Source organism: Paenibacillus xylanexedens (assembly GCF_017874615.1).
Classification (GTDB): Bacteria; Bacillota; Bacilli; order Paenibacillales; family Paenibacillaceae; genus Paenibacillus; species Paenibacillus xylanexedens.
The window spans coordinates 61,728-86,202 of record NZ_JAGIKV010000012.1 but is presented as its reverse complement, the minus strand read 5'-3'; the positions used below and the strand labels follow the sequence as shown (position 1 = coordinate 86,202).

Sequence of the window (24,475 nt, the reverse complement as noted above, 5' to 3'; positions counted from 1 at the left end):
TCCTTGTTAGAATATTTTGTAATTGGCGTATTTATAGGCCAGCCTGTAAGAGACAACAATCAAGATCAAGCTAATCCCCGATTTGAACAGTCCTACAGCGGTCCCGAAGCCGTATTGCCCGTTTAACAAGGATGAACGGTAAACATAGGTGTCAATGATATCTCCCGTACTGTAGACAAGCGGATTGTACAGATTGAAAACTTGATCAAAGCCCGCATCCAGAATATTGCCCAGACTCAGCGTAGAAATGACGATAATCATGGGCAACATGCTAGGCAAGGTAACGTATCGAATTTGCTGCCGGCGTGTGGCGCCATCGATCTCGGCCGCTTCGTAATAAGATGGATTAATCCCTGCAATGGTCGCTAAGTAGACAATCATGCCGAAGCCAAAGCTCTTCCACACATCGCTGATCACAACCGTGAATCGAAACAGATCAGGATCACCCAAGAAGTAAATGGGATCGTTCCCGAAAATCTGGGTCAAGATGTGATTGATTCCTCCGTCTAATCCGAGAATGTCAATCATCAACCCTGCCACAGTAACCCAGGACAAGAAATGTGGCAGATACACCAGTGTCTGTACACTTTTCTTAATGCCCATATTTCGGATCTCACTCAGCAGAATAGCCATGACGATCGGAACGATAATACCTACGATAATTTTAGAAACGGCGATAATTAACGTATTAACTATCGCTTGTGTTGCTTCTTTGTACTGGAAAATTCGTTCGAAATTATCTAACCCGATCCACCGTGAACCTGTGATGCCCAGCCATGGTTTGTAGTCCTGAAATGCCATAAGCAAACCTACCATCGGGCCATAAGAAAAGATGCAGACAAACACAAAAGCGGGAATACACAGTACGTACAAAGGCCAGCTTTTCTTGATTTCCTTTTTGAATGAAGTCCGCTGGGAAAGCTTTGTTTTTGTTTTTTTTGCGGATCTGGCGGGCACAATCTCGTTAATGTTGCATACCTCCTCTATGATGGTTCTTCGAAAGCGATCCTTGCAGTTAAGCTTAACAAAAGCGCTTTCACTCCAAAATGCCAAAATTTCAAGATCATCACCCCACCCTGAAGCACTTTAAAACCGCTTTCATTTATCGCCGTTGCTGCCCTTCCGCTTTTTGAAGGTTTGGCTTATATTAAAGTTAATCCGATCTGGACTTTAAACTTCTGCGTTTGGCGATATGAAAGGAAACATATATGATCAGAAAAATGTATATGAAGCGATTCATCTATTTCTTTGTTTTTTTTCTGCTGCTGACGTTAAGTTTGTTTTTCGTGATGAACCGATTAAGCTCCAAGACACTTGAAGAAAATCTGATTGGCGCTTCCAAAAACCAGCTTGATTATGTGAAAGGCATTCTGGACGGGATTATATACGAGGCTAACATGTACGGAGTTCAATATGCAGCTGACAGTGATGTCCGATTTTATCAGAGGCATGTTATCGAGCTGAGCAATTACGATTCCCAAATGAAGAAAAACGATATTGTTGATCGCTTGCGCCAAACGCTCCTCTCCAGTCGATCGATTGAATCGATCGGCATTTACTGGAAGTCTGAAGAAACGTTTCTATCCACCAACAGTACGCCGGAGGCGCGACTTCCGTTCAAGGATGTTCATCAACGGGGATGGCAAATCGTCGGCAATAGCTTGTATTACTTTGCCCTCTACCCTTACATCCAAAAATCCGGACAAAATGAACCGACTCAGTACGTCGTTGGTGTAAAGCTGAATACCGATTATTTGAAAAATCTGCTGAAAAAGGCTGTGAACAACGACAGTTCAAACGCTTTTTTTTGGTTTAATTCACATCAGTTATGGAGTGAGAAAGAAGTCGACAACAATCTATTGAAAGCGGTTACTGATATGCTTTCTCCACAGCCGGAGATCACTTTAAAATATGATTATCACACCAATTCGGACGATTACTATGTTCTTTCCGGATATATTGAATCAATCGACGCCTACCTGATTACATATACACAGACGAATGATTTTCTGCAACCGATTGACCGCAACCGTAAAGTTTTTTTTGCCAGTATTTTAGCCGTTTTCACACTTGGCCTGGTTGTGATCTTTACGTTTTACCGGAACTATTACCGTAATATTCGTTTGTTGGAGCGGAAGTTTTCACAGGTCGAACAAGGCAATCACAATACACGTATAACCGAAAATACGGATAGAGAGTTTTACAGCCTATTCAGAAGTTTTAACCACATGGTTACTGAAATCCAGGATCTGTTCGTATCCTTGAAGACTGAAACGGAACTGAGACGAGGTGCCGAACTTCAACAACTCCAAGCTCAGATCAATCCTCATTTTTTGTACAACAGTTTGTTTTTCATCATGTCGGTGGCTCAGTTCTCACCTGATTCTGTCATGCGCATGAGCAAACATCTGGCTGAATATTATCGTTATTTAACGAAGTTGGACCGGCATGAAGTCACGCTGGAAAGCGAGCTTCAGTTTGCGGAACATTTCCTGATTATTATGGCTCTCAGCAAAAAAATGGAGTACAGCATTGATCTGCCGCCGGAACTGTCCTCCCTTCCCCTCATGCCGCTGATCATCCAGCCGGTGGTTGAAAATGCGATTCAACATGGAATCGAAGGACAACAAGGTGCCCATAGGGTGACGATTGATGTAAAACAGACGGAGGCTGCAATAACGATCAAGGTCTCCGATGACGGAAAAGGTCTTTCACTGGATGATATCCGTAGCCTGGAGGCTCGGCTTGAGAGTGATACCCCGCCTGAAGGAATTAAAGGCGTAGGGCTCTGGAATGTAAATCAACGTCTGAAAAATACGTACGGCGAACGTAGCGGGTTACATTTTACTACTAATGATTGGGGCGGCTTGTCCGTCCTGCTGCTCATCAGCATTCCCGAGGTGAAAGGAGATAGCTAATGCGATTATTAATTGTGGATGACGGACATTATGTCGTTGAATATATGAAGCACTTACTCGATTGGAACACCTTTGGCATTGATCAGATCGAGACGATGACCAATTCGATTGAAGCCCGAGACATGTTGACTCAAAACCACATCGATATTCTAATCACTGACATCCGAATGCCTGAGGTGTCTGGTATTGATCTGCTTCAACATATCCACCAACATAACTTGCCAACCAAAGTGATCATCCTTTCCGGCTACTCCGAGTTCGAATATGCGCAACAAGGAATTCGTTTAGGAGCGCTGGATTACTTGCTCAAACCTGTCGACAAAGATGATGTGGAGAAAGCTATGTCCAAAGCCATCAACAATATTACAAAGACACGGCCCGCTCAATCTGTTGCATGGGAGAACTTCGATGGGTTGGAGTATCTGCTTTCGGTTCTTGGTCAAAATGAGACATTAAGAAAGGCATATGATGTTTATACTGAATTTTTAGGGGAACGTCGTTTTTGCTGCTTCAAGCTGGAGGGTTTTACACAGGAATATGAGGATGTTATAAAACATGCTGTCGGAGATAAATTGGATCGTCTCGTGTGGGTTGCCGGAACACGACTGTTCGGTCTTGTTCCGGAAGAAGCTGCTGCAGAACTGACCATTAAACTGGAGCAATTGGTCGTGTCTCCTCCATTTATGTTGACTGATCGAAACGTGACCCGGCAGATGTTCTACAGGTTTTTCCTAAGTGAGGACGTACACTCTGATGACTTCATCGGCATATTCAATCGTTCTCCATCATGCGGTGATTGGGAGTCAGCCGGAAATATCATTAGAAAATATGATCAAATCCATCTCCAAAAGCAAAAAGTAATCTTTCTCATGGAGACCATTCTATATGTATATCTGACGGATAAGGATCGCGATCCCTCTGAAACCGTGGAGTGGATATTCAACCAGTTACGGTATCCTGATGAACTATCCTCAACTCTCATGGATCGGGTCAATCGAATCAGAAACAACAAACAGATGTCCATCCAAACCATCGTTGACAAAGTACAAACGTATATCGAAGACCATCTGTCACATGGCCTTAGCCTGGATGAACTGGGGAAAGTTGCACATCTCCATCCCGTCTACTTTTCCAAACTGTTTAAACAGGAGACAGGAGAGAATGTGTCAAACTACATTTCCAGGAAGCGGTTAGAGAAGGCTTCTCAACTGCTTCAAGATTCGGAACTCCGTGTAGCCGATATAGCGCAGATGGTTGGTTACCGAAAAAATCAATATTTTATCCAGTTGTTCAAAGCGGAATACGGAGTTACGCCCTACCAGTACCGGAGAAATATGATCCATCAATGAGAACGAATAAATAACTTCATCAAATTGATATGTCTAATGCAGTACCGAAAAGCCCAACTTCCACTCTTCAGTTTAAAGAGTGAGTTGGGTCTTTTTAGTGCAATTAATATATAAAGAAACTTTCATGAATGACATAGCGATTTTTGTATTTTTTGTTTAAGACGCTGTGGAGGTGAGTGAATATTCGTTTAACCTTGGGTTAGGTCAATCATCTTATCAAAGCAATATGAATCTCTGTCATAGCCGTTATGCTCATAAAAAGCATGGGCGTTGGTACGCTTCATTCCGCTACATAAAATAATACTTGATATTCCCCGTTCTTTAGCATAATTTTCAGTCAGTCTTAGTAGTTTTGTACCTATCCCTCTATGTTGCAGATCCCTTTTAACAGCAAGAGCTTGAATATGTAGATAACCAATTGGAACTCCTACGGATAATGCCTGTACAATAGTTACAAAACCGACCACATTATTTTCGATCAATGCGACAAATGTTTTGTAATTCCCGGCCTTATTCATCTCTTCCATAGTCACTCGGAAGTTTGCATCATTAACATTACGAATTTCAAGTACATCATTCCATAAAGAAACAACTTCAGCATAATCATCTGATATAATTTCTCGAATTTTAATATCCATACCTAACCCCCTCAATATAAAATAATCGAACAATATCCCCTATCCTTCGATTTGTGTTAAGTTTCTCAGCGCTATTTGCAACGGTAAGTTATAGGGCCATCCTTTGTGGGGATGACCCTTTATTAATCTAAATTTTTTCAGTTGTCATCTCCGTTAAAGCCTGCATTTCGCTCGCATAAGAGCATTATTTTTTCTTCACCGGTATCCAGATTTCTCCTGAAACATTCCCATGCCGTGCCATTCCATAATACATTTCGAAAGTAGGGCCCTCAACCTGTTCGTATTCAGATGTCGGAAACCACTCAGAATAGATTCGTTCCCATAGTTTTTGCATATCACACTGCGGCTCCGGGAAGACCGCCCACGTTAATGTTGGGACAGCAAGTTTTGTGAATCTCTCCGGAATCTCAAGTCCCTTGCATTTATAATTCCATATACTCCAAACATCTCAAAAGAATCTCTTTGCTCAATACGGTAATTCATTTCGACATCCCCTTTTATTGAAATATGAAAGGACATTCGAGGATAGGCTTTTAGAGAAACGCCTGTATCACGCGCGGATATAGGCATAATACCATGAAGATTCTTAAAGGCGCGTGCAAACGCCTCTGGCGAATCATATCCATATTTCATAGCTACATCTATAACCTTTGAGCCTGTTGTCTGCAGTTCGAATGCAGCCAATGTCAACCGTCGACGTCGAATGTACTCCGATAACGTTACGCCAGTAATAAATGGAAACATCCTTTGAAAATGATAGGTAGAGCAACAGGCTCTCTGTGCTATTTCATCATATGAAATAGTGTCCGCTAGATTTGTTTCGATATATTCCATGGCACTATTCATCCTGACCAACCAATCCATCGTATTCCCTCCCTTCAAGGTAATTTTATGGGAAATAAATAATGAATACCTTGCAATTTCTGCACGAAAAAGTCAGTAAAAAACTTGCTCTTATGGATGATACGGTTCACCGGGTCATCACTGGAGTAATCAAGAACAGAGTAGACATGAGCGAATCATCTGGAAGTACGACGATGGGACTTGTTTTCCCGGAGTATCTTAATCGGACGCTAGCGCAATCCATGTTGCGAAGTATATCGATAAAAAACTTTCCATTTAGTGATACCACAAATTCTTCCCCACACATCTCTAATAGTGGAATTTCATTCTGAATATCTCCAACATCGGCTGTTTTGGACAATAGTTTTAATGTGTCTGCATTAGCTACTAATCTAATCACTTGTTCACTGGCCATCACAGTTACACATTCAACTGCTTTCAACAAACATGCTGTATCAACTGCGATTTCACATAAATAAGATTGAGGGATTACATTCTTTATGAATGGAAACGTTCCTTCAATAAGAGCAGACTCCACTTTCAGTCCAGTTGTCACGAATTTAACTCGATTATTACTCACTTCAATTTCAGTTGTGTCATCTGTTTTGTTTAATATTTTAGATAATTCATAGAGATTTTTTGCTGGAATAACAGCGTTCAAAATGTTGTGGGTAGCATCTTCTAAATGCAAAGCGCGGTATGCAAGCCGCACTCCATCTGTAGCAATTAAGTTAAGACAATCATTACTGCATTCCAAAGAAACTCCTGTTAATATGGGGCTGGTCTCGGACGTTGATGCTACGATTGCTAGCTGTTTAATAGTCGAACGAAGTAAGGAAGTACTAATGCGTAGTTTAGTAGAAGGGAACGCTTCTCCATCATCAATGGAAGGGAATTCTGTAGGGTCCATGCCGCATAAACGTAATTGAGAATGACCGGATACAATCGAAAGAATCATTGGCTCTTTAATTTCAAGTATAACTTTGTCATCATTAAATTTACGAATAATATCGTGAAAATAACGCGATGGTATAACGATTGCCCCTTTTCTTTTTACAGTCAGAGAAAAACCATCTTGAGCAATCATAGACTGTATCGTCATACTTGTATTACTTGCCGTAAAAGTAACGCCATCTGCACCTGCTTGAATATGTATTCCTTGAAGAATAGGTATTGAACTATTTGCTGCTACTGCCTTTATCACATATTGTATGGCATTCATAAGAGAATTTTTTGTTATCTCTACGAGCAAAGACCTCACCTACCTCGAATAAAAAAATTATTTTGTATAGAAGGACTCAATGATGTTACGTATAGCCTCCGAACGAGAAAGTTTATGCTCTGTGCAATGGTTTTCGATTTTCCCCCACATGTCCTCTGTTAGAGTTAAAGATATTTTTTTAGTCACACCTATACTCTTTCTCCCGGAACCTTCTCGCAGACCACCTCTCGAAAAGACAAAACCTAACTGGCCTTCTTTATTAGAGACACCAACTTTAACCTTATTATTGTTCAATATAATGACGCTCCTTCATTTTGATTTAGGTAACCTTATTCAAAAGAACTTCTTCTCATCATATCATGTCTCTACATGGATTTACAATATTTTAAAAGCGATTGCTGAAGAACAACTCATCGAATGTAAAGATGGGACTATCTCAAAAGGAATTCCCTTCGCTTCAAGCGCTAACGAACCTACCACACTCTAAACGGCGGCTTCTTAAGGAACGCAGTATGTAACGAACCTCAGTAACTTTATTCCATCGTAAACCGCCTAAACATCATATAAATGGACCAACTCGATGAAATAACGTCTCTATGATTCGTTAGAATTCAAACCTATGCAAATGGGAGCAAATAGCGTGTGCTAGGTCCGTTAGAACTGTATAACCCTGACAAAGGGCTGTACCCGGTCATGCTCATGACTCACAGGACAGCCCCAAGAAAATAATTACGTATAGACACCTTTTTTATATACTCAACTGGACTTCGGGAATCGAAGTGTCGCTTTATGTTCGGGAAGAAAGAATCTTTTGGGGAACGACCACCAAATTTGAGTGCTCGGTTGTTGTTCAAAATCGAATTATGATCCATCAATGAGAGCGAATAAATAACTTCATTAAATGGATATAAATCGGGTTGACCATGTAGCCATTCGGACTTACGGAATATCTCTTACCCGTGTCCAATCGTCGTATTTGTTCCATTTCCTTCTCATTCAACTCAAAGTCGAATATTTCATTGTTCTCTTTAATCCTTTGAGGATTCGATGATTTGGGGATGACAATAATTCCACGTTGCAAATGCCAGCGCAAAATGACTTGGGCAACCGACTTCTGATGGCAAAGGGCAATTGCCGCCAGCTCCGGATGCTCCAGCAGCGCTTTGCTTCCCTGCCCCAACGGTCCCCAAGCCTCATGCAGAATCCGATGTCGAACCATATAATCATGCAATTCGTGTTGCGGAAATTCCGGATGGGTCTCGATCTGATTTACCATCGGCGAAATCCGGGAATGCTTCTTCAGATGCTCCAGATGCCGGATCTCGAAATTGGCTACACCTATAACTTTGATTTTACCTGCGTCGTATAATTCTTCCATCGCCTTCCAGGCATTCACGTATTGAGGACCGGCAAAATGAATCAAATACATATCGAGATACGTTACGTTCAGCTTCTGGCAAGTCTGCTCGAACGCCTTTTTCGTTGCACGGTACTTCAGGTCTGTCGTCCATACCTTGGAGGTAATGAAGAACTCCTCCCTGGGAATGCCGCTGTTTTGGATGACCCGACCTAGTACCGCTTCATTACCGTAAATTTTGGCCGTATCGAAATGGCGATAACCCATTCGAATAGCCTCCTCGACAGTCCTCTCAAAAGTCCCCCTGTCTTTGATCTTATATAGGCCGAACCCGAGTTGAGGAATGTCCACTCCGTTTGCCGCTGCGACTGTCTGATTCATTCGCAACTCCCCCTCCCCATGTTTCCTAATTCTTGTTCCGATGCTTGTTCTTCACATTGCGTTAGCAACTTTTCTATCTCGTTCACCAGGTTTTTCAATAATTTCAACTTGCTACCGGAGTCAAGGCTGTAATAGTTGAGAGTTCCTTCTTTACGAACACTTATTATCTGTGATTCTTTCAATATTTTCTGATGATGTGATACGGTCGGTCGGGAAAGGTGAGTTTTCATCCTGATCTCTCCTACGCGCATGCCGGGTTTTTGCGGCCCTTGAATCAAGGCTATGAGGATGGCTTGCCGAGTCTCGTCTCCGATCGCATTCAATACCTTCTGATTGTTCTTAAATTCGATAGCAATCGTGGTCGCAAGTTCCTGATCCAGGTAAATTATCCCCTTCCATTTAAAACGTGTAATACTTTTGTAGATACAGCCTATCACAATCTCGGATTCGGCTGTACATCGGGAAAGAAATTCAAGAACCTATTTTTCCCATGTCTTAAGACAAAGGATATATGTCCAGATGGAAACTGTTCCTATTTAATGCGTTAGTTGCCTCTCAGTTCTCCGAAAAAATGTGCTCCTAGTTATGATGCTGTTGAACATTAGCAAAAGAAGAAGCCCCCCAGACGAATGGAGTGGCTTCTATAAATTGAACTTATTTATTTTTCTGTGCAAGGATGATATAGACGGGTTGGTTAGCAACTTGTGTTGGTAAATGGATCGTATTAATAACTGAGAAACCTGCCTTTACAATTTCCTTTTCCATTTCCTTGGATGAAACTCTTGGACCAGTAGGCTTCGTCGACTCCTCTAATTCAATGCACACAAAGATCCCTTTGTCTTTCAATACTCTATGGATTTCAAGCAGTACGGACGAAAGAGGTTGAACTTCGTGTAACGATATGGAAGCCACGGCCTTTTCGAATCTTTCGTTCGCGAGTGGCATCTCTTTGAAATTTGCGGCAGTGGTTTCAATGTTGGTTATGCCTTTTTCCTTAGCTTTCACCTCTAGATACTGTAAAATATCAGCATCGTAATCCAATGCAACTACTCTTTTCACATAATTAGCAAAAGCAAAGCTTATATAACCTGTGCCAGCCCCAAGGTCTAATAGTTCGTCCTCTTTATTAAGCTGTATAAATTCAAATAACTCCTCTGCTGGGAACCTCTCGATATTCTCCAACTGCTCAATTTTTCTTTGTATCTTAGGATTCATTTTCATACTCCTCACCTAATTGTATTTGCCAGAGCATTTACGGTTCACTTGTTTGGAACTAATATTGTAGATATAAATTGTCTTTAATGACTATAATATATAGAACAAAATTTGTAAATAACAAATATCCCTCCGATTCATATGGCGTAAAGCAAATCCCACAAGCCTATTGACTGCTGAGATTTAGAAAAACGGAATGTGATCCCATAAATCTTTTCCAGATTCGCTGAGTCACTATCCAAGTCAATAATCTGGGCAGGACAGGCGTAAGGCTGTAATGTAGCAAACTCCTTCATTGCTTCCACCCCACTGGTTGATGCGAATGGAGGCCTATCCAAAGCAAAAAGTTATGCATAATTATCTAATCGATCATTGGAATAAGTTCTTTCCCCTCAACCTTTGAGATAGGCAATTACATGAATAAAACAACAAAAGCCGCTGCTTTAGCGACTTTGAATGATATTATAAAACCAACGATATAAACTCTTGAATACCTACTCTCCAGCAGAGTATTCTATGGAAAATCTTTCCCTGAGTGCAGATCTTCTATTTCTTGAGAAAGTCTTTTAGTATGCTGCTTCATATAACATTGAGCTTTTTGCATGCCCACCTAAATCATACAAGGTTGTAGTAGATAATACTTGTACAATATAAAGGCTCGTTTGAGTTGCCATCCATTCAAAAAAATTGAAAAACTGCTCAATTTGTTCTGTATCATCATTTTCACGAAGCAATCCTTCAACATAAGTAGCCACTTCATCGCCAAAAAACACATGTCCTAGAAACTCTTGATATAAATCCAAATGTTCTATATAACAATCGTGGAATTCAGGAAAAAGTTAGAATAGATTGATTAAAATACCTTTGTCCATTCTCCAAACTTCCTACCTACACATACTTACTGCTCTTTTCGTTTAAAGAACATCTTGCCAACCATAAGTCCCATAGCGGTTGAGCAGATCAGATATCCAAAGAACAAGAAAAGTAAATAAACAACATGAAGATCTGCAGGAATCTGTTTCAAACCTTCAAACCAAGCAAAACGAAAAGGATAAAAGATAACTACCCATATGATCAGCAAGAAAAGAAGAAAATTAATAATTTTTAGCACAATAACGATCCTTTCAAGCCTGAGTGGAAAAAGTTGAATGTATATGCTACATCTATCATTTCGCATTACCTTACCACTGCCCGCACTATAATAGTTAGCTTATGTATTAGAGTTGATATGTTGAATCTATAAAACTACAAATTGTAACAGGAAACATTAGGGATATTTCTTATTCTTCAGTGAGTATAACAAATAAAGGTAATATAAGCACACAAAATTAATTATGGTCATTCTTCGAGCTAGAACAAACTACCTACTCTTAGGGGCAATACCAGCGTAACTGACACCACCCGCAAACATATGGATAAAAATGCAATAACCCTCCTAGTCTGGAGAGTTCTTTTATGAGTGATAAATGTACCAATTGTGGCCTGTTTGTTAAACTAACGTTATCCGTTAGCGGAATGACCTTTTTTAATTTATGGTTGGTGAGGATGTCGATTCAGAACGGTATCCAAATTCATTACCTATATACAAATACAGGAAATATCAGTTTATAGACTCTGCCGAAATCGTCTCACACCCGTTGAATATCGCAAACTTTTGGAAACAACTGTTCAAGGCTGTTCGCAATTGCGTTGTTTGCTTCACACCGTTCTCGTACCAGATGTTTTTAAGAACGAGCGTTCCAGTTTTACGCTCCACGATTATCTCGGCCCGTCCAATGAAGCTTTCTCCATATAATAGAGGCAGCACATAATAGCCGAATTTTCGTTTGATTGCAGGCGTGTAAATCTCCCAGGTGTAATCGAAGCCAAACAATTTGTTGATCAGTTTTCTGTCCCATATGAAATTATCTAGAGGGGCAATAAGCTCACAACGCAATTTCTGCTCCTGATTTCTCAGAACAGCTTCAATAAGCGGTAAATCCTCCGCGAGGCAGTACAGCATATCCTTCATTTGTTCCACAGCAACAGCAACAATACGATTTTCGTTTAATAGCTGGCGAAAAACCTCGGTGCGCTGTGCTGCTTTCAGCCCCCATATATTCAGCCATGCATCTGACGCACGATTCCATAAGAGACCAACAGAGCCGATTCGACGCAGTACCCGCCACTTATGATGCTCAAGCTCATCCTCCAGCGGCTCTGATGCATTCAGCAGATTTGGTTGTATGTACTTCTTGGCTATATCGTAATATTTACGCGTTCCTTTTTTATGATGGATAATCAACTCACCCGTCGAATACATCTGTTCCAGCACCGATCGAGATGAATTGTTTCCACCGCTCCAGTGGATGGCCGATTGCCAAGAGAAATCCCCATCCAATTTTAAATCATCCGAACTTAGTGCACCGTGATTTTGGATATGAACCCGTACTTGCGTAGTCAACGCTTCCATTTCGGGATAACGTTCGGCATGTTGCCTTGCGGCTTGCCTGTATCGCTCAAAATACGGCCAGTCCTCGACAGAGATAATGGCTAGGTTCTTGTCGGGATAATCGACAAGGCTTCTATCCTCATACAGCAACTCGGCGAGCATTCCCTTGGTAAATCCCTTGATTCGCGACTGTAGCACCAATTCGGCGTTTTTTCCGCAAACATCGATGGGGTCGTATTGAATGCAGCTGACCTGCCGAGCAAAGTCCAATACGCCCTGCTTTTCACTAAATTTATATTCGCCCAAAAGTCCATGCTTCAGCAATAGAAATTGCCGTGCCTGGCGGTTTGTTAATTGGATCATGTTTGCACCTACCTCTAATTTAAATGCAATACCGAACTCAAACCAATCAATCAGCCGCCTATTAAAGACTCTAACTTTGAGGAGCCACTACCAAGAAAGACATCTATTCGTTATTGCATTTCTTTTGTTGGACCCATCACGGGCGGTACTGGTAAGCCTGCTTGACGTAATAGCACCATCATTTGGCCGCGGTGATGTGTTTGGTGGTCAATTAAGAAACGTAATAATGAACCTTTTGTTGCAAGACTTTCTAAGCCTGTTTCTGTTAGCAAGTCCTCATTTGATAGCTTGGCTACCTCTTCCTTGACCGCCTCTGCTGCTTTTTCGTAAGCTGCTACAATTTCTCTTGCTGTCGCTGGAACTGGCTCATCTTGACCAATCATTGGTACAGTTAAACCTGCTAAATGACTAAAATAACCTGTTGTTTCTACTAAATTCCAGCCTAACCAACCTAGTGTACTATGCCCTTCAAAAATACTTTGTCCTAATTTGTCATCTGTTACGGCTTGTAATACTTGCAATGTTCCTTTCACAGCCACTGCCCATTCCTTTAAAAAATCATCCACTTGTCGATACATCCAAACTCCTCCTCTACCATTCACGTCTCTTGTATCATACAAAATATTTACTTAAAAGAAAAGGAAAAAACAAACATATGTTCTTGTCGAAAAATGCGTACAAAAAAACATCTGTATCGGCTAAACTTAACTGTCCGTCCCCATTAATAAAATAAGTACCGAATTTATTTTTGTATACAGAACTTCGAGCTATTTGAGACTCTTATTATCTAAAATATACATTTTGATATACTTATTACAATTGGAAGTTCCTATACTGGCAGTACTTTAATTTCGGACTTGAAGCCCTTATCTAATACTTCAAGCCAGGAGTTACCTGAACCGCATCTTGTCACCTATTCGAGTAAAGAAGAAATCACAGCTGCCCTTAAGGAAGCGGGAATTAACAAGTTTCACTACATCGATGATCCGTGGTTTAACTTGCTTCCAGATGGTATTATTGAGGTTTTTGTGAAGCAACAAAATGTATATTTCAGTGATTCCCCTTAGTAGCAGACGAAACAGATAAGCTGTACTTTATGAAAAAGGAAGGATCCGACTGGCGTATCTTATCTGTTACAAATTAGTATCTTACAAAAAAAGAAGCCCTTTCTTTATCAGAACGAGCTTCTTTTTGCGTTTCACGATAACACTTTATGCTTACTGGACACCAGGTGCGTTTTCATTCGTAGTTAAGTTCGATCTTTTCTTCTTTCTTGGCTGCCCTTTCCAGGACAGATATGTCCAAATCCGCAGCAGGTACTCGACAGGACCATTGCTAAATTTCTTGAGATATAGCGGACTGAGCCACAATTGAATACCGTACACAGCAAGCGCAATAATTGCTCCGATAAACACGCCAACACTTCCAAACAGTCCCAGGCCATATCCATAGAAAATTGTCGTACAGATTACGCTCTGCATCAGATAATTCGTCAACGAGAGACGGCCAACCGCCTCGAACCTGCCCAACAGGCTGGAACGGCGGTTTCCCGCATACAACAGCGCAAATACGTATATGTATCCCAGTGCAAGCAACGTTCCTCCAAGCGTCCCCCCGATTCCGATACCGAGCCAACCTTTCGCACCCAATTGTGGCGCCAATACACCGTATGCTTTGAGTATCAAACCTACTGGAATCAATAACGATGCCCGGCGAAGATATATAGCTCGCATCGTTTGGGGATCGCTAAACGTGCCAATTCTGGCAGCGTGCATGCCGAGCAGGAACATCGGCACCGTCATGAGTGGTGCTAACATCAGGGCTATCAGGGCAAATGACAGCTCCAAATCCCCGCCGAATGGATCGCCGTTATTACTGAAATTCCTGATTTCCGCGTATGTGTCGTTGCCGTATACATGCTGACTTTGAATGATGTAGTTCTCCATATGAATGGACTCAATCGCCAGCGGATTCATCGGATTAGATGCCGGGAGACCAAGTATGCCCGCTCCCATGAGTAGCAGTACCGCCCATATGAGCAGCGTTTTGGGCTTCCGATTAAGGAACATGAGCAAGAAGAAACCGAGTACACCATAAAATGTCAGGATATCCCCTTCCCACAGATAGATGATGTGCAGTAATCCGATTCCAAACAGTAGTAGAAAACGGCGTGCCAGATGACACTTTGGTCGTAAATCTCGTGATTTTAGGCTTTCCGAGAGCTTAACCATTCCGAAGCCAAACATAAATGCAAAAATCGGCATAAAACTGCCTACCACAGTGATCAGCAGGAACGAGAGGAAAGCCTGATCTGCTCCGCCGATCCCGAACAGTTGGGGTTTACTCTGGCCATACATTCCGTATTGAAAAGCCAGCATATTCGCCAGCACAATGCCGGCCAGACTGAATCCGCGCAGTCCATCAATGACTTGAACGCGCTTTTTTGATGTGCTCAATCAATCACCTCTGTCTATAACATAAAGATCAGATCTAAATATACGTTAAATCCTTCCATAATTTCAACATAAATTAATAAGTGAACGTTTATATTATGATTTGCTTTGACGTGCCAATAAAACAAAAACAAAAAAAGTCGCTAAATTTAGCGACTTTCAGTTTGAACACCTTAAAGAGTGACAATAATCGGACCATTTTTAGTAAGAATAATGGTATGTTCGATTTGAGCTACATAGCTGTTTTTAGTAACAAAGGTCCAGCCGTCCCCTGTTTGGTCCACTTCTTCTTCTGAAGTTGAGACAAATGGCTCGAATGCGATAACCATGCCTTCTTTTAACAATTCATCATCCGATGGATCATTATAGTTGTAGATGTGGTCAGGTGCTTCGTGTATTCCACGTCCAACACCATGTCCTGTAAGGTTTTTAATAACCGTTAATTCATGTTGTCTAGCAGTTTGGAATACGGCTTTTCCGATCCCGCTTTTTTTGGAACCCGGTTTTGCTTTCTTAAGACCTGCTTCAAATGCCAGTTTAACAACGTCGCAAATTTTCGTTAACACTTCTTCACCTTCACCTACGACAAACGAGAGTCCCGTATCTGCAAAATAACTGTTCTTCGAGCCAGACACATCAATATTGACGATGTCCCCCTCTTGAATAACCCGCTCTCCCGGAATGCCATGTGCCACTTCTTCATTAACACTAATACAAGTGAATCCTGGGAAATTATATTCACTTTTTGGAGCAGAAACTGCGCCAGCTTTCTCAAAAAGTTCTCCGGCTAGATCATCAAGTTCTTTAGTTGTTATGCCCGGAATGGTTTTTTGAACCAATTCATCTCTAATGGAAGCCACAATTTTACCAATTTCCTTCAAGCCATTAAAATCTTCTTCTGTTTTTGCGATCATTTTTTCTACCTCACTATCTTTTATCACTAATTGATTACATAAGTTTTTTTAATCGAACATTAGATAATCATATCCAAAGCAGCAAAGCTTCGCAACTTTTTTATCAACATTATGAGTGTGGTTGTTCTCTTGTTCCTTCGTATTATTGAAGTTCAATTCTCCATCCCTTCATATATTCTGCGCCATAAGTGAGGGTATAGTTTTGAAGTAGTCCTTGTATGGTGGTTATCTGTTATGGAATAGCGTTACTACTCGTCCTGACGATAAATACAGGCAAGATATCGTTTTCCCTGAATTGGTTGAGCAGCCATGTCAAAACTTGAAAATCGTCACGGTTTGCAGTATCCAACGTTTCTTCAAATCGAAAAATGTTGTTGGGTCTCACGTTATTTTCCTGAAGGATCTTCTTAAGATACGCATGTGAATCGCCTTTTACTAATTCAGATAGCTTGATCAAATATGGAGAGGTTGAATTTTGTTCATCATGTCCAGATATATCGATGTGAATCCATTTATTCAGTTCGCTGTTTACCGTCTCAGGAATTTCAAATAATCTACGATGTCTTGCAAAAACTAATGCTGGATCGATGATTTCCCTACAGTGATCTTTCATCTTCTGTTTCTTTTTATGTTGTTCACGAAATGCTTTCGGTCCTTCCGGGAAAATCTTATTAAATCGTTGATAAAAATATCTGGGTGAAGAAAAACCACTCTCAATTGATATTTCTACCAGACTTCGATCTGTCGTCAATAATTGTTTGATTGCGTGCTCAATGCGCAAGTAATGAAGCAAGTTTTGCAGCGTATCTCCTATTAATAACTTGAATTGTGATGATAAATAATCCAAATTTAAATATTCCTCTGTGTGCTTGGCGATATCATTCAAAGATGCCTTGTTAATAAACCCCCTGTTATTGAATAAGTAATCATATATTCTTCCTATTCGTTGCAGCTTGGTTGGGTTCCCTTCGAACATTCTTTTCGCATCAAAATTCATAATAAGCAGGTCCAACAACTGTTCGACTGTATTCTTTAACGTTAAAAATGGCATCTCGCTCTTAGTTACAATTGGAGTTATTAACGTGCATATGGCCTCAATGATTCCTTCTGCTCGTTCTAAACCTAGATATGCTCCAGGGCTAAATTCATGCGCAAACCATACATAGGATAAATCAGGGTAATATTCCTTTGCAAATTCAGCATCGATATTTATTTGGAGGACGACATTGCTTTCATCGGTTTGCCATAGACGGTGAACTTGATTGATATTGAAAATTTCTATTGTACCAGCACCTAATGTTCGTTGCTCATCTGCAATGGCAACATGAATGCTTCCTTCCAATATAATCACCACTTCAATGGAGTTATGCCATCGAAACGGTTCATCTTTGAACTTTAGAAACTGTACGTTCATGGGAGAACTGTCGGTGAAATAACCCCTACCACTCATCTTGTGATCTCCTCCTTCCACTCCAATCCAACGAGTGGCAAGCAACATCCGAGCAACATACGAAGAAATCTAAGAAATGTACCCACAACTCAAAGAAATGTGAATTGTTCACGCTTCTGCATTTTAGGAAAATAAATGATAGAACATCAACAAAGTCTTAAATGAAGGATTGGGGAGATATGAATGAACCAAATTCAAATCACACAGCAGCTTAATGCACAACAACAAGAACAAGTTGCTCATTTATTTTACAAAGCTTTTCCATTGAAAGTAACACATCTTTGGTTTTATGCAAAAACGAAAAAACAAGCAGTAGAACTATTAGCTCAGTCTATTCAATTTGAACAGGGCATTTACGCATTAAGAAATGAAGAAGTAGTTGGATTTCTCGGTTACAATATAGGAAAAAAAGCGTTCACACCTGCCAATTATGCAGCTTTTCGGAACGTGTACTCCCCAGTGGTAGCGACTTGGCGATTTTTATTTTATGCGTTTTATTTGAAATTTCATTTGTATCACGAACATGTATTGCATATTGACCCTATTGCCGTATCTGAAGAAGCACGTGGTCATGGCATAGGTAAATTGCTATTAAGTAAGTTGGAACAAGTCGCAAGAAATAAGCAAATCACTAAAATCAATCTAGAGGTCGTTGATACAAATCCTTCAGCACAAAAATTATATGAGCGGTTCGGTTATATGCTTAAAAAAGAACTGGAATCGGGCCCGTTTACTGCCAAGGCAGGCTTCAAAAAAGTGATATTTATGCAAAAATGCTTAGCGAGCACCCATTCATCAATCCAATCAGAATAAAGGAGGCCAAGCGGATCTTGTGTCCACGTTAATAGCTTTTGGCCCACTCAGCGACTCTTCGACTACTTTCTTCTTCCGATAAATCTTCAATCCGGGTAAGAATAGACCAGCGTACGCCAAAAGGGTCTAGTATACTTCCGAATCGATCACCAGACGCAAAGTTAATAATCTCTTCTCTTACTTTCGCCCCTCGGGATACGGCGGTTGCAATGGTTTCATCCACATTAATGACATAAATCCCCAAAGAATAACATGCATGATCTTGATCTGGGGGCAAAGCCAATTGATATGCCGGGTTTGCAGCCCCCAGCTGTAAAAAACCATTTCCAAAATCTAATTCGGCATGAACAATAATCGTATTACCATTTCCATCTGGATGCTCAGTGATATCCTTCACCCTTGCATTGAAAACAACTTTGTAGAACTCTATTGCTTCAGAAGGGTCTTTCACTGTTATAAATGGGGTAATCGATGTAACGCCGTTAGGTGTACCCTTCTTTGTATATTTTCCTGATACTGCCTTGTTTTCTGTCTGTTCACTCATATGTCTACTCCGCCTTCCTTTTCAGTAATCCGAGATTGTCATCATTATAAAACAACTTCACTGACATCTACTGTCAGGGAAGTTGTTAAAGTTGATAGTATTCCATTAACTCGGATACAACAGCAACAAGTCTGTCCTTCAAACGCTGTGGTTCGATGACTTGAATGGACTTCCCATAGGATAGGAGAAAATAGGGGACGTATGTATCAATTGATTTTTCATCAAATAAAAAGATGGCTTGATTAGAAGTCCGCTCTTTCAGATAATGTCCCATAAACCAATGCAGCCCCAAGTCATCCAATGCCTCTGATCGGCCTTCGATAACCAAGGAAATTAACCCCTCTTTGCCCCCTACATCAGGTAACAAATTTTGCAGAAAAAATTCACGGGCTGAAAAGGCTTCCGAACGCTTAAAGCGGAGCGGAGTAAGCTTGATTCGCAGAATACGATCTGCTCGAAAACTGCGGAATTCATTCCTCAAGTGGCAAAACGCAATGGTATACCATTTATTATTCCAGTAAACCATTCCATACGGGTCTATTACTCTATTCTTGGGTTGTTCATCACGGCTTCTGCGATAATCAATTTCGACAGAGCAATCATTAGCCACGGCTTGCTCCAATTCCGCCAAGATCGGCTGAACGGATGGATCTCCCATGCGATTGATAACGTTAAACCCGGCTAAATGACGGCGAAGTGTGTTTTCCTGATCCTGATTTGTATACATTTTCAATTTGGATGTTGCATTGTCCAATGCCTCACTCAAAGGGTATCCAGCTTCTCTTGCAAACACAGCAGCTTGGAGAAGTGCCTTTTTTTCATCAATATCAAATAACAGAGGTGCTTTGATATGCTGATTCAGCAAGCTATACCCGCCGTTGTGACCTGTATCGGAAATGATCGGTACTCCACTGGCGCATAATGCATCAATATATCGATATACGGTCCTTATATTGATCTCTAACTTTTCGGACATCTGTTTTGCAGTTACTTTGGTGTCTGAATTCAGCATCCATAGAATGGCTAACATATTATCGTTCTTTGGCATAACCTACATCCTCATCTAAAGAAAATATTAGTTTGCGAATTGAATAAGTCCTCTAGCATCAATCAACTATACATTTTTAATCAAGCATAACTAAAGACAATGGGATCAGTATACCATTTATTGAAGGAATAATTACTGTTACATTTGCACACAAAAAGAAACCAATGAGAGAAGATAAGTCTCCCATTGGTTTCTCTTGTATTATTTTCACTAAGTCATTTCATTTTACCTTATCCAAAAGTCCGATAATAAGTGTGATCGCCTCCGCCCGCGTAGCTGTCTGCATCGGTGCAAAACGATTGCTGCCCACACCATCTACCAATCCGGCTTCTACAGCAGAAGCTACATACGAAACTGCCCATGTCGGAACATCCTTGGCATCTTTGAAGTTTAGTTTCGTATTAGAATCCGTAGGAATTCCGCCTGCACGCACGATCATGGTGACCATCTCGGAGCGGTTTAATGTTTTGCTCGGGCCGAAAGAACCATTTGCGTAACCATTGATAATGCCTAGGGATGTAGCTGCTGTAATGTAAGGCTTAGACCAAGAGGGAATCTTATTTTCATCCGTATACTGAACATTGTCGCTTATGTTATTTAGATTAAATGCACGACCCAGCATCGTGATGAATTCAGCACGTGTAACCTTCTGATTCGGACGGAATGTATCGTCGCCGTATCCATTCACGAATCCAGCTGCAAGCGCCCGATCAATGGCAGACTTGGCCCAGTGCCCAGCCGTATCTTTCATTGGAGGTGTATTTTCACTATTACCATTGTTGTTTGATCCTGTATCCGTCTCATTCCCGGGATTACTTCCATCACCAGTACCGTTGTCTGGACGGTTATCGGTTGCCGTATCTCCAGCGTTTCCTGAGGAGTTATTCCCGCTGCTAGACCCGTTACCTGAGCCGGGATTTGATGTTCCCGGATTGGTTGTACCAGGATCCGGAATCGTTATCTCTGTTTTCTTCAAAATACCAAACTGATCAATGATGAACGGAGTTGCCCCATTCACATTCTGATCAATTTCATACGTTATCGCCGTCAGTTTGCTACCATCTATCGTAATACCCACAAAGTTCTGGACCTGACTACGTATTGGACGACGGTTGTCACTTGGGTCCGGTCCATATTGAGCCGCATGATTTTCTTCCGCGCGCTCAAAAAGACTGTAGTAGGCCTCTCCCAGACTTGTGCTTTGATTTTTGTAATAAACTTTTGGACCTGCTGTTGCCGGAATCAGATAGATTGTACCATCGGGATTCACAGAGTACTCCAACTTCTGTCCATTTTGCATTTCCGTGATCATTTCTGGTTGACGTGCGTTCCCCTTCTGATCAATTGGTTTTGAGCGTGCATAGATATGGTCATGCCCCTGAAGAACAAAATCAATGTCAAGTTCCGCCATGATCGGAGCAATCTTGGAGCGCACTCCATTCACTCCCATAATGTCAGAGTCTGTTGCATGGTTCGATGTTGTGTATGGGCCTTTGTGAATGTTGACGATGACCCATTCTGCTCCCTTTTTCTTGGCAGCCTGAACATCTTCCTTGAGCCACTTGACTTGCTCTAAAGAAAAGTTGTCATACTCCGTTGAATCCTCATTGGAATTCAATACAACAAAATGCGCATTGCTATAGTCGTACGAATAATAAGCTCCTGTTTCTGTTGCGGAATTCACTGCAGGCTGTACATTAAAATGATCGATGAATGCATAGTTTTCGTCCTCATGATTCCCTGAGGACGGGACAATGGTTGTATTCAACAGGCTTTCCTGTGAGTGTCCGAGCAGCCAGTTCCACTGTTCTTCTTTGACACCTTTATCAACAATATCACCGTTATGCACAACGAACTGTGCATCAGGTACAGTAGTCAGTGCTTTGGCCAACGTCTCGGAGGACAGAATAGCCTCATCTTCTTCTTTTGCTTGTGTATCCGCCAGATCAATGAAGGTGAATTTGCCTTTTGCCGGTGCTGTACGGAACGTACCTGTCGCACTCCATACTTGCTTGGTAGCGTCACCTACACGGAAGAAATAGGTCGTATTTGCTTTCAGATCTGTCGCTTCTGCTTTGTGCATCCGCTCCGTTGGAGAATTGGCAGGCTGTACAGAACGTCCTTGAAACAGCTTGGCTTGATTGAAGTCAGGTGTTGCTTCTGTTTTCTCCACGACTTGAAGGTCGCTTTGCAGTAATTGATCCGATGTATACCATGTAAAGCCTTTATCCTTGGTCGGATCTCCATGGAAAGTTACCGTTATCTTGCTAATCTGTTCCGGAACGGGAACTGTATCTGTTTCTTTGAGAATTCCGAATTGATCTACAATGAATGGCTCACCGTTATTGGTATGTTGGTCAATCTCATATGTTACAGCAGTAAGCTTGCTGCCATCGATTGTGAATGACACGAAATTCTGAACCTGTCCTCTGGCTGCACTCGTAGTATCACCATACTGCCTTGCATGGTTCTCTTCAGCACGTTCGAACAAGCTGAAATACGCTTCGCCTAATTCTGGCTTTTGGTTCTTAAAATATACTTTTGCCCCTGCGGTAGCTGGAATCATATAGATCGTTCCATCTGGCTTCACTGCGTATTCGATACTCTGTCCGTTCAGAGTCTCCGTAATTTTGGACACGTCTTCAGCCGTGCCATCGCTTTTTATTGGCTTGGTCCGTGCATAGATATGGTCATGCCCTTGAAGAACCAAATCAATACCCAGTTCGTTCATCAACGGAGCAATTTTATTTCGTACACCGTTCGCGCCGATAATGTCGCTGTCTGTGGCGTGATTGGATGTTGTATACGGCCCTTTATGGATGTTGACGATGATCCACTCTGCTCCGGCAGCCTTTGCCTCTTCAACATCCTGCTTCATCCATGCCACTTGCTCGTTGGAGAAGTTGGCGTACTCCGAGGAATTTTCGTTGGAGTTCAATACGATAAAATGAGCTTTGCTGTAGTCATAAGAATAATATGCACCTGTTACTGTTGCAGCATTGTCTGGCTGCTTCAGGTTAAAGTGCTCGTAGAATGCATAATTCTTGTTCTCATGATTGCCCGCGGATGGAGCAATGGTCGTGTTCATCAGACTGGATTGGGAGTGACCAAGCAACCAGTTCCATTCCTGCTCTGACGTTCCATTTTCTACAACATCACCATTATGAACAACAAACGCAGCATCTGGAACTTGGATCAACGCTTTGGAGAGCGTAGAGCCAGATAGAATAGCCTCATCCTCTTCTTTAGCTTGGGTATCCGTCAGGTCAATAAACCTAAAGGCTCCGTTAGTGGGAGCTGTTTTGAATGTGCCAACCTCACTCCATATGCCCAGATCTTGATCGCCAACACGAAAATAATAGGAGGTATCGGGTGTCAGTTCTGTTGCTTCGGCCTTATGCACCATCTCTCCCGGGGAATTGGAAGCCACGGATGAGCGTCCGTTGAAGCTTTGCGCCTGACTGAAGTCAGCAGCCGATCCTTGGTTTGGTACCACTTGGACAGTGCTTTGTGTGGATGCAAGAGGTGTATACCAAGTAAAGCCTTTACTCGTTGTAGCATCACCATAGAAGGTAACGGTTACTTTACTGATATCCAGCGATGGTGCTTCCGCCAATGCTTTAAGCTCCATGTCAAAATACAAATCTGAGCTGCTGTCGCTTTGTTGATGAACTTCGACCGCAATTTCGTTGTTGCCATCGTGCAGGTAGGCTTTCAGCGGCTCAGTCAGATCTATGTCCTCATACATTACAGGCAAGTCTTGACTTGATGTTGCTTTGGTTGAGTACTGAATCTCGCCTTCAGGCATGCCAAAGCGACGTACTTCAACACCATTTACATAGATAACTGCCCCATCATCAATGCCAAATGTGCCGAGAATTTGTCCATAACCATTAATCTCATCCTTGTTGACGGTTAAGCTTGTTCTTAAATAGGTCGTGCGGTATTTTAACTTTTTGTCTTCACCATAGCTTACTTCCGTTTTGAGAGGTCCAAAATAGGAAGTGCTTATGCCATTGCCGTTATCCTTGTAGCCAAACGGTGCGAGTCCGAATTCCCATGATGAATCATCATATGAAGCACGCCATTGCGATTCCAGATTCTGTCCTTGATCGAAGTATTTCCAATTGGCATTACGTTCTAACAGAATGTCAGGCTCAGATAACGATGCGGCTTGAGCTGAATTTGCTCCCCCAAATCCCGCAAACCATCCGATTACTAAAGAAAGCGATAACAGGATGGGTAACATCTTTTTGTAGAGGTGACTGATCATAATTCTCTCCCTTGTCTGTTTGATAGATTGGCTTATGTAACTCCAAACAGAACTAGCATAACAAGTGGAGATCAAGGGTTCATTTCCTAAAGGTAAAACTTATGTAAAGAATTACATTTTATAAAGTTCATATAAGCTCTAGCTGTTACAATCGGAGAGACATAAACAATCCACTCGTCAGAACTAGTATATATATACTCCAAAGGTAATAAGCTTAACTCATCCAACTGAATTCTTACATAAAACAACTGCGTTGGGCGATA

General features: G+C 41.5%; 18 protein-coding genes and 2 pseudogenes. 3 read left to right on the top strand and 17 right to left on the bottom strand.

All coding sequences use genetic code 11. The annotated features are described in order from the left end of the window. Positions 1 to 6: 6 nt before the first annotated feature. A complete protein-coding gene (locus tag J2Z28_RS16805) occupies positions 7 to 891 on the bottom strand; it encodes an ABC transporter permease (protein WP_026081071.1) in 885 nt (294 codons plus the stop codon). A gap of 317 nt (positions 892 to 1,208) precedes the next feature. Between J2Z28_RS16805 and J2Z28_RS16800 the strand changes: the two genes are divergently transcribed. Continuing rightward, a complete protein-coding gene (locus J2Z28_RS16800; protein ID WP_211083364.1) occupies positions 1,209 to 2,918 on the top strand; it encodes a sensor histidine kinase in 1,710 nt (569 codons plus the stop codon). Then, complete coding sequence (locus tag J2Z28_RS16795) at positions 2,918 to 4,267, top strand: response regulator (RefSeq protein ID WP_211083363.1); 1,350 nt, start codon at positions 2,918 to 2,920, stop codon at positions 4,265 to 4,267. The genes J2Z28_RS16800 and J2Z28_RS16795 overlap by 1 nt, the downstream gene beginning before the upstream one ends. Before the next feature lie 188 nt (positions 4,268 to 4,455). On the opposite strand, the gene J2Z28_RS16790 is transcribed toward J2Z28_RS16795, so the two are convergent. From J2Z28_RS16790 to J2Z28_RS16730, 13 genes and pseudogenes are all read right to left on the bottom strand, one after another. Beyond that, positions 4,456 to 4,905 carry a GNAT family N-acetyltransferase gene (locus J2Z28_RS16790; protein ID WP_211083362.1) on the bottom strand — a complete coding sequence of 150 codons (450 nt, stop codon included), beginning with the start codon at positions 4,903 to 4,905 and terminating at the stop codon, positions 4,456 to 4,458. Between the two features lie 184 nt (positions 4,906 to 5,089). Next, positions 5,090 to 5,769, bottom strand: a pseudogene (locus J2Z28_RS16785) (AraC family transcriptional regulator). Positions 5,770 to 5,875: 106 nt separating this feature from the next. Continuing rightward, positions 5,876 to 7,000: a DNA polymerase III subunit beta gene (gene dnaN / locus J2Z28_RS16780; RefSeq protein ID WP_211083361.1), complete on the bottom strand. Its 1,125-nt coding sequence runs from the start codon at positions 6,998 to 7,000 to the stop codon at positions 5,876 to 5,878. A 27-nt stretch (positions 7,001 to 7,027) separates the two neighbouring features. After that, positions 7,028 to 7,120, bottom strand: a complete 93-nt coding sequence (locus J2Z28_RS31250; protein ID WP_244988353.1) for a hypothetical protein — start codon at positions 7,118 to 7,120, stop codon at positions 7,028 to 7,030. 721 nt (positions 7,121 to 7,841) lie between these two features. Next, positions 7,842 to 8,708 carry an aldo/keto reductase gene (locus tag J2Z28_RS16770; RefSeq protein WP_211083359.1) on the bottom strand — a complete coding sequence of 289 codons (867 nt, stop codon included), beginning with the start codon at positions 8,706 to 8,708 and terminating at the stop codon, positions 7,842 to 7,844. Then, a complete protein-coding gene (locus tag J2Z28_RS16765; RefSeq protein ID WP_211083437.1) occupies positions 8,705 to 9,097 on the bottom strand; it encodes an ArsR/SmtB family transcription factor in 393 nt (130 codons plus the stop codon). Before J2Z28_RS16765 ends, J2Z28_RS16770 begins: the two co-directional genes overlap by 4 nt. Positions 9,098 to 9,362: 265 nt before the next feature. Then, positions 9,363 to 9,923, bottom strand: coding sequence for a class I SAM-dependent methyltransferase (locus J2Z28_RS16760; RefSeq protein WP_211083358.1), 561 nt, complete (start codon positions 9,921 to 9,923; stop codon positions 9,363 to 9,365). A 566-nt stretch (positions 9,924 to 10,489) separates the two neighbouring features. Further along, positions 10,490 to 10,747, bottom strand: a pseudogene (locus J2Z28_RS16755) (DUF7674 family protein); the annotation flags it as partial. 776 nt (positions 10,748 to 11,523) lie between these two features. Continuing rightward, positions 11,524 to 12,717, bottom strand: coding sequence for a winged helix-turn-helix domain-containing protein (locus tag J2Z28_RS16750; protein WP_211083356.1), 1,194 nt, complete (start codon positions 12,715 to 12,717; stop codon positions 11,524 to 11,526). Positions 12,718 to 12,827: 110 nt separating this feature from the next. Beyond that, a complete protein-coding gene (locus J2Z28_RS16745; protein WP_211083355.1) occupies positions 12,828 to 13,295 on the bottom strand; it encodes a DinB family protein in 468 nt (155 codons plus the stop codon). Between the two features lie 639 nt (positions 13,296 to 13,934). Beyond that, positions 13,935 to 15,173 carry a DUF418 domain-containing protein gene (locus J2Z28_RS16740; RefSeq protein ID WP_211083354.1) on the bottom strand — a complete coding sequence of 413 codons (1,239 nt, stop codon included), beginning with the start codon at positions 15,171 to 15,173 and terminating at the stop codon, positions 13,935 to 13,937. A gap of 170 nt (positions 15,174 to 15,343) precedes the next feature. Continuing rightward, positions 15,344 to 16,084, bottom strand: a complete 741-nt coding sequence (gene map, locus J2Z28_RS16735) for a type I methionyl aminopeptidase (protein WP_211083353.1) — start codon at positions 16,082 to 16,084, stop codon at positions 15,344 to 15,346. 232 nt (positions 16,085 to 16,316) lie between these two features. Then, on the bottom strand, positions 16,317 to 17,534 hold the full coding sequence (locus J2Z28_RS16730; protein WP_211083352.1) for an AraC family transcriptional regulator: 1,218 nt from the start codon (positions 17,532 to 17,534) through the stop codon (positions 16,317 to 16,319). Between the two features lie 183 nt (positions 17,535 to 17,717). Between J2Z28_RS16730 and J2Z28_RS16725 the strand changes: the two genes are divergently transcribed. After that, positions 17,718 to 18,347 (top strand): GNAT family N-acetyltransferase, encoded by a 630-nt coding sequence (locus J2Z28_RS16725; protein ID WP_211083351.1) that lies wholly within the window; start codon positions 17,718 to 17,720, stop codon positions 18,345 to 18,347. A gap of 28 nt (positions 18,348 to 18,375) precedes the next feature. Here J2Z28_RS16725 and J2Z28_RS16720 read toward each other — a convergent pair whose 3' ends face one another. The 3 genes from J2Z28_RS16720 to J2Z28_RS16710 all read right to left on the bottom strand — a co-directional run bounded on the left by J2Z28_RS16720 (position 18,376) and on the right by J2Z28_RS16710 (position 24,212). Next, the gene (locus J2Z28_RS16720; protein WP_211083350.1) at positions 18,376 to 18,891 is read right to left on the bottom strand and encodes a VOC family protein; all 516 of its coding nucleotides are present in this window, start codon (positions 18,889 to 18,891) and stop codon (positions 18,376 to 18,378) included. A gap of 85 nt (positions 18,892 to 18,976) precedes the next feature. Next, a complete protein-coding gene (locus J2Z28_RS16715; protein WP_211083349.1) occupies positions 18,977 to 19,939 on the bottom strand; it encodes a helix-turn-helix transcriptional regulator in 963 nt (320 codons plus the stop codon). 220 nt (positions 19,940 to 20,159) lie between these two features. Next, complete coding sequence (locus J2Z28_RS16710; RefSeq protein ID WP_211083348.1) at positions 20,160 to 24,212, bottom strand: S-layer homology domain-containing protein; 4,053 nt, start codon at positions 24,210 to 24,212, stop codon at positions 20,160 to 20,162. Positions 24,213 to 24,475 lie beyond the last annotated feature (263 nt).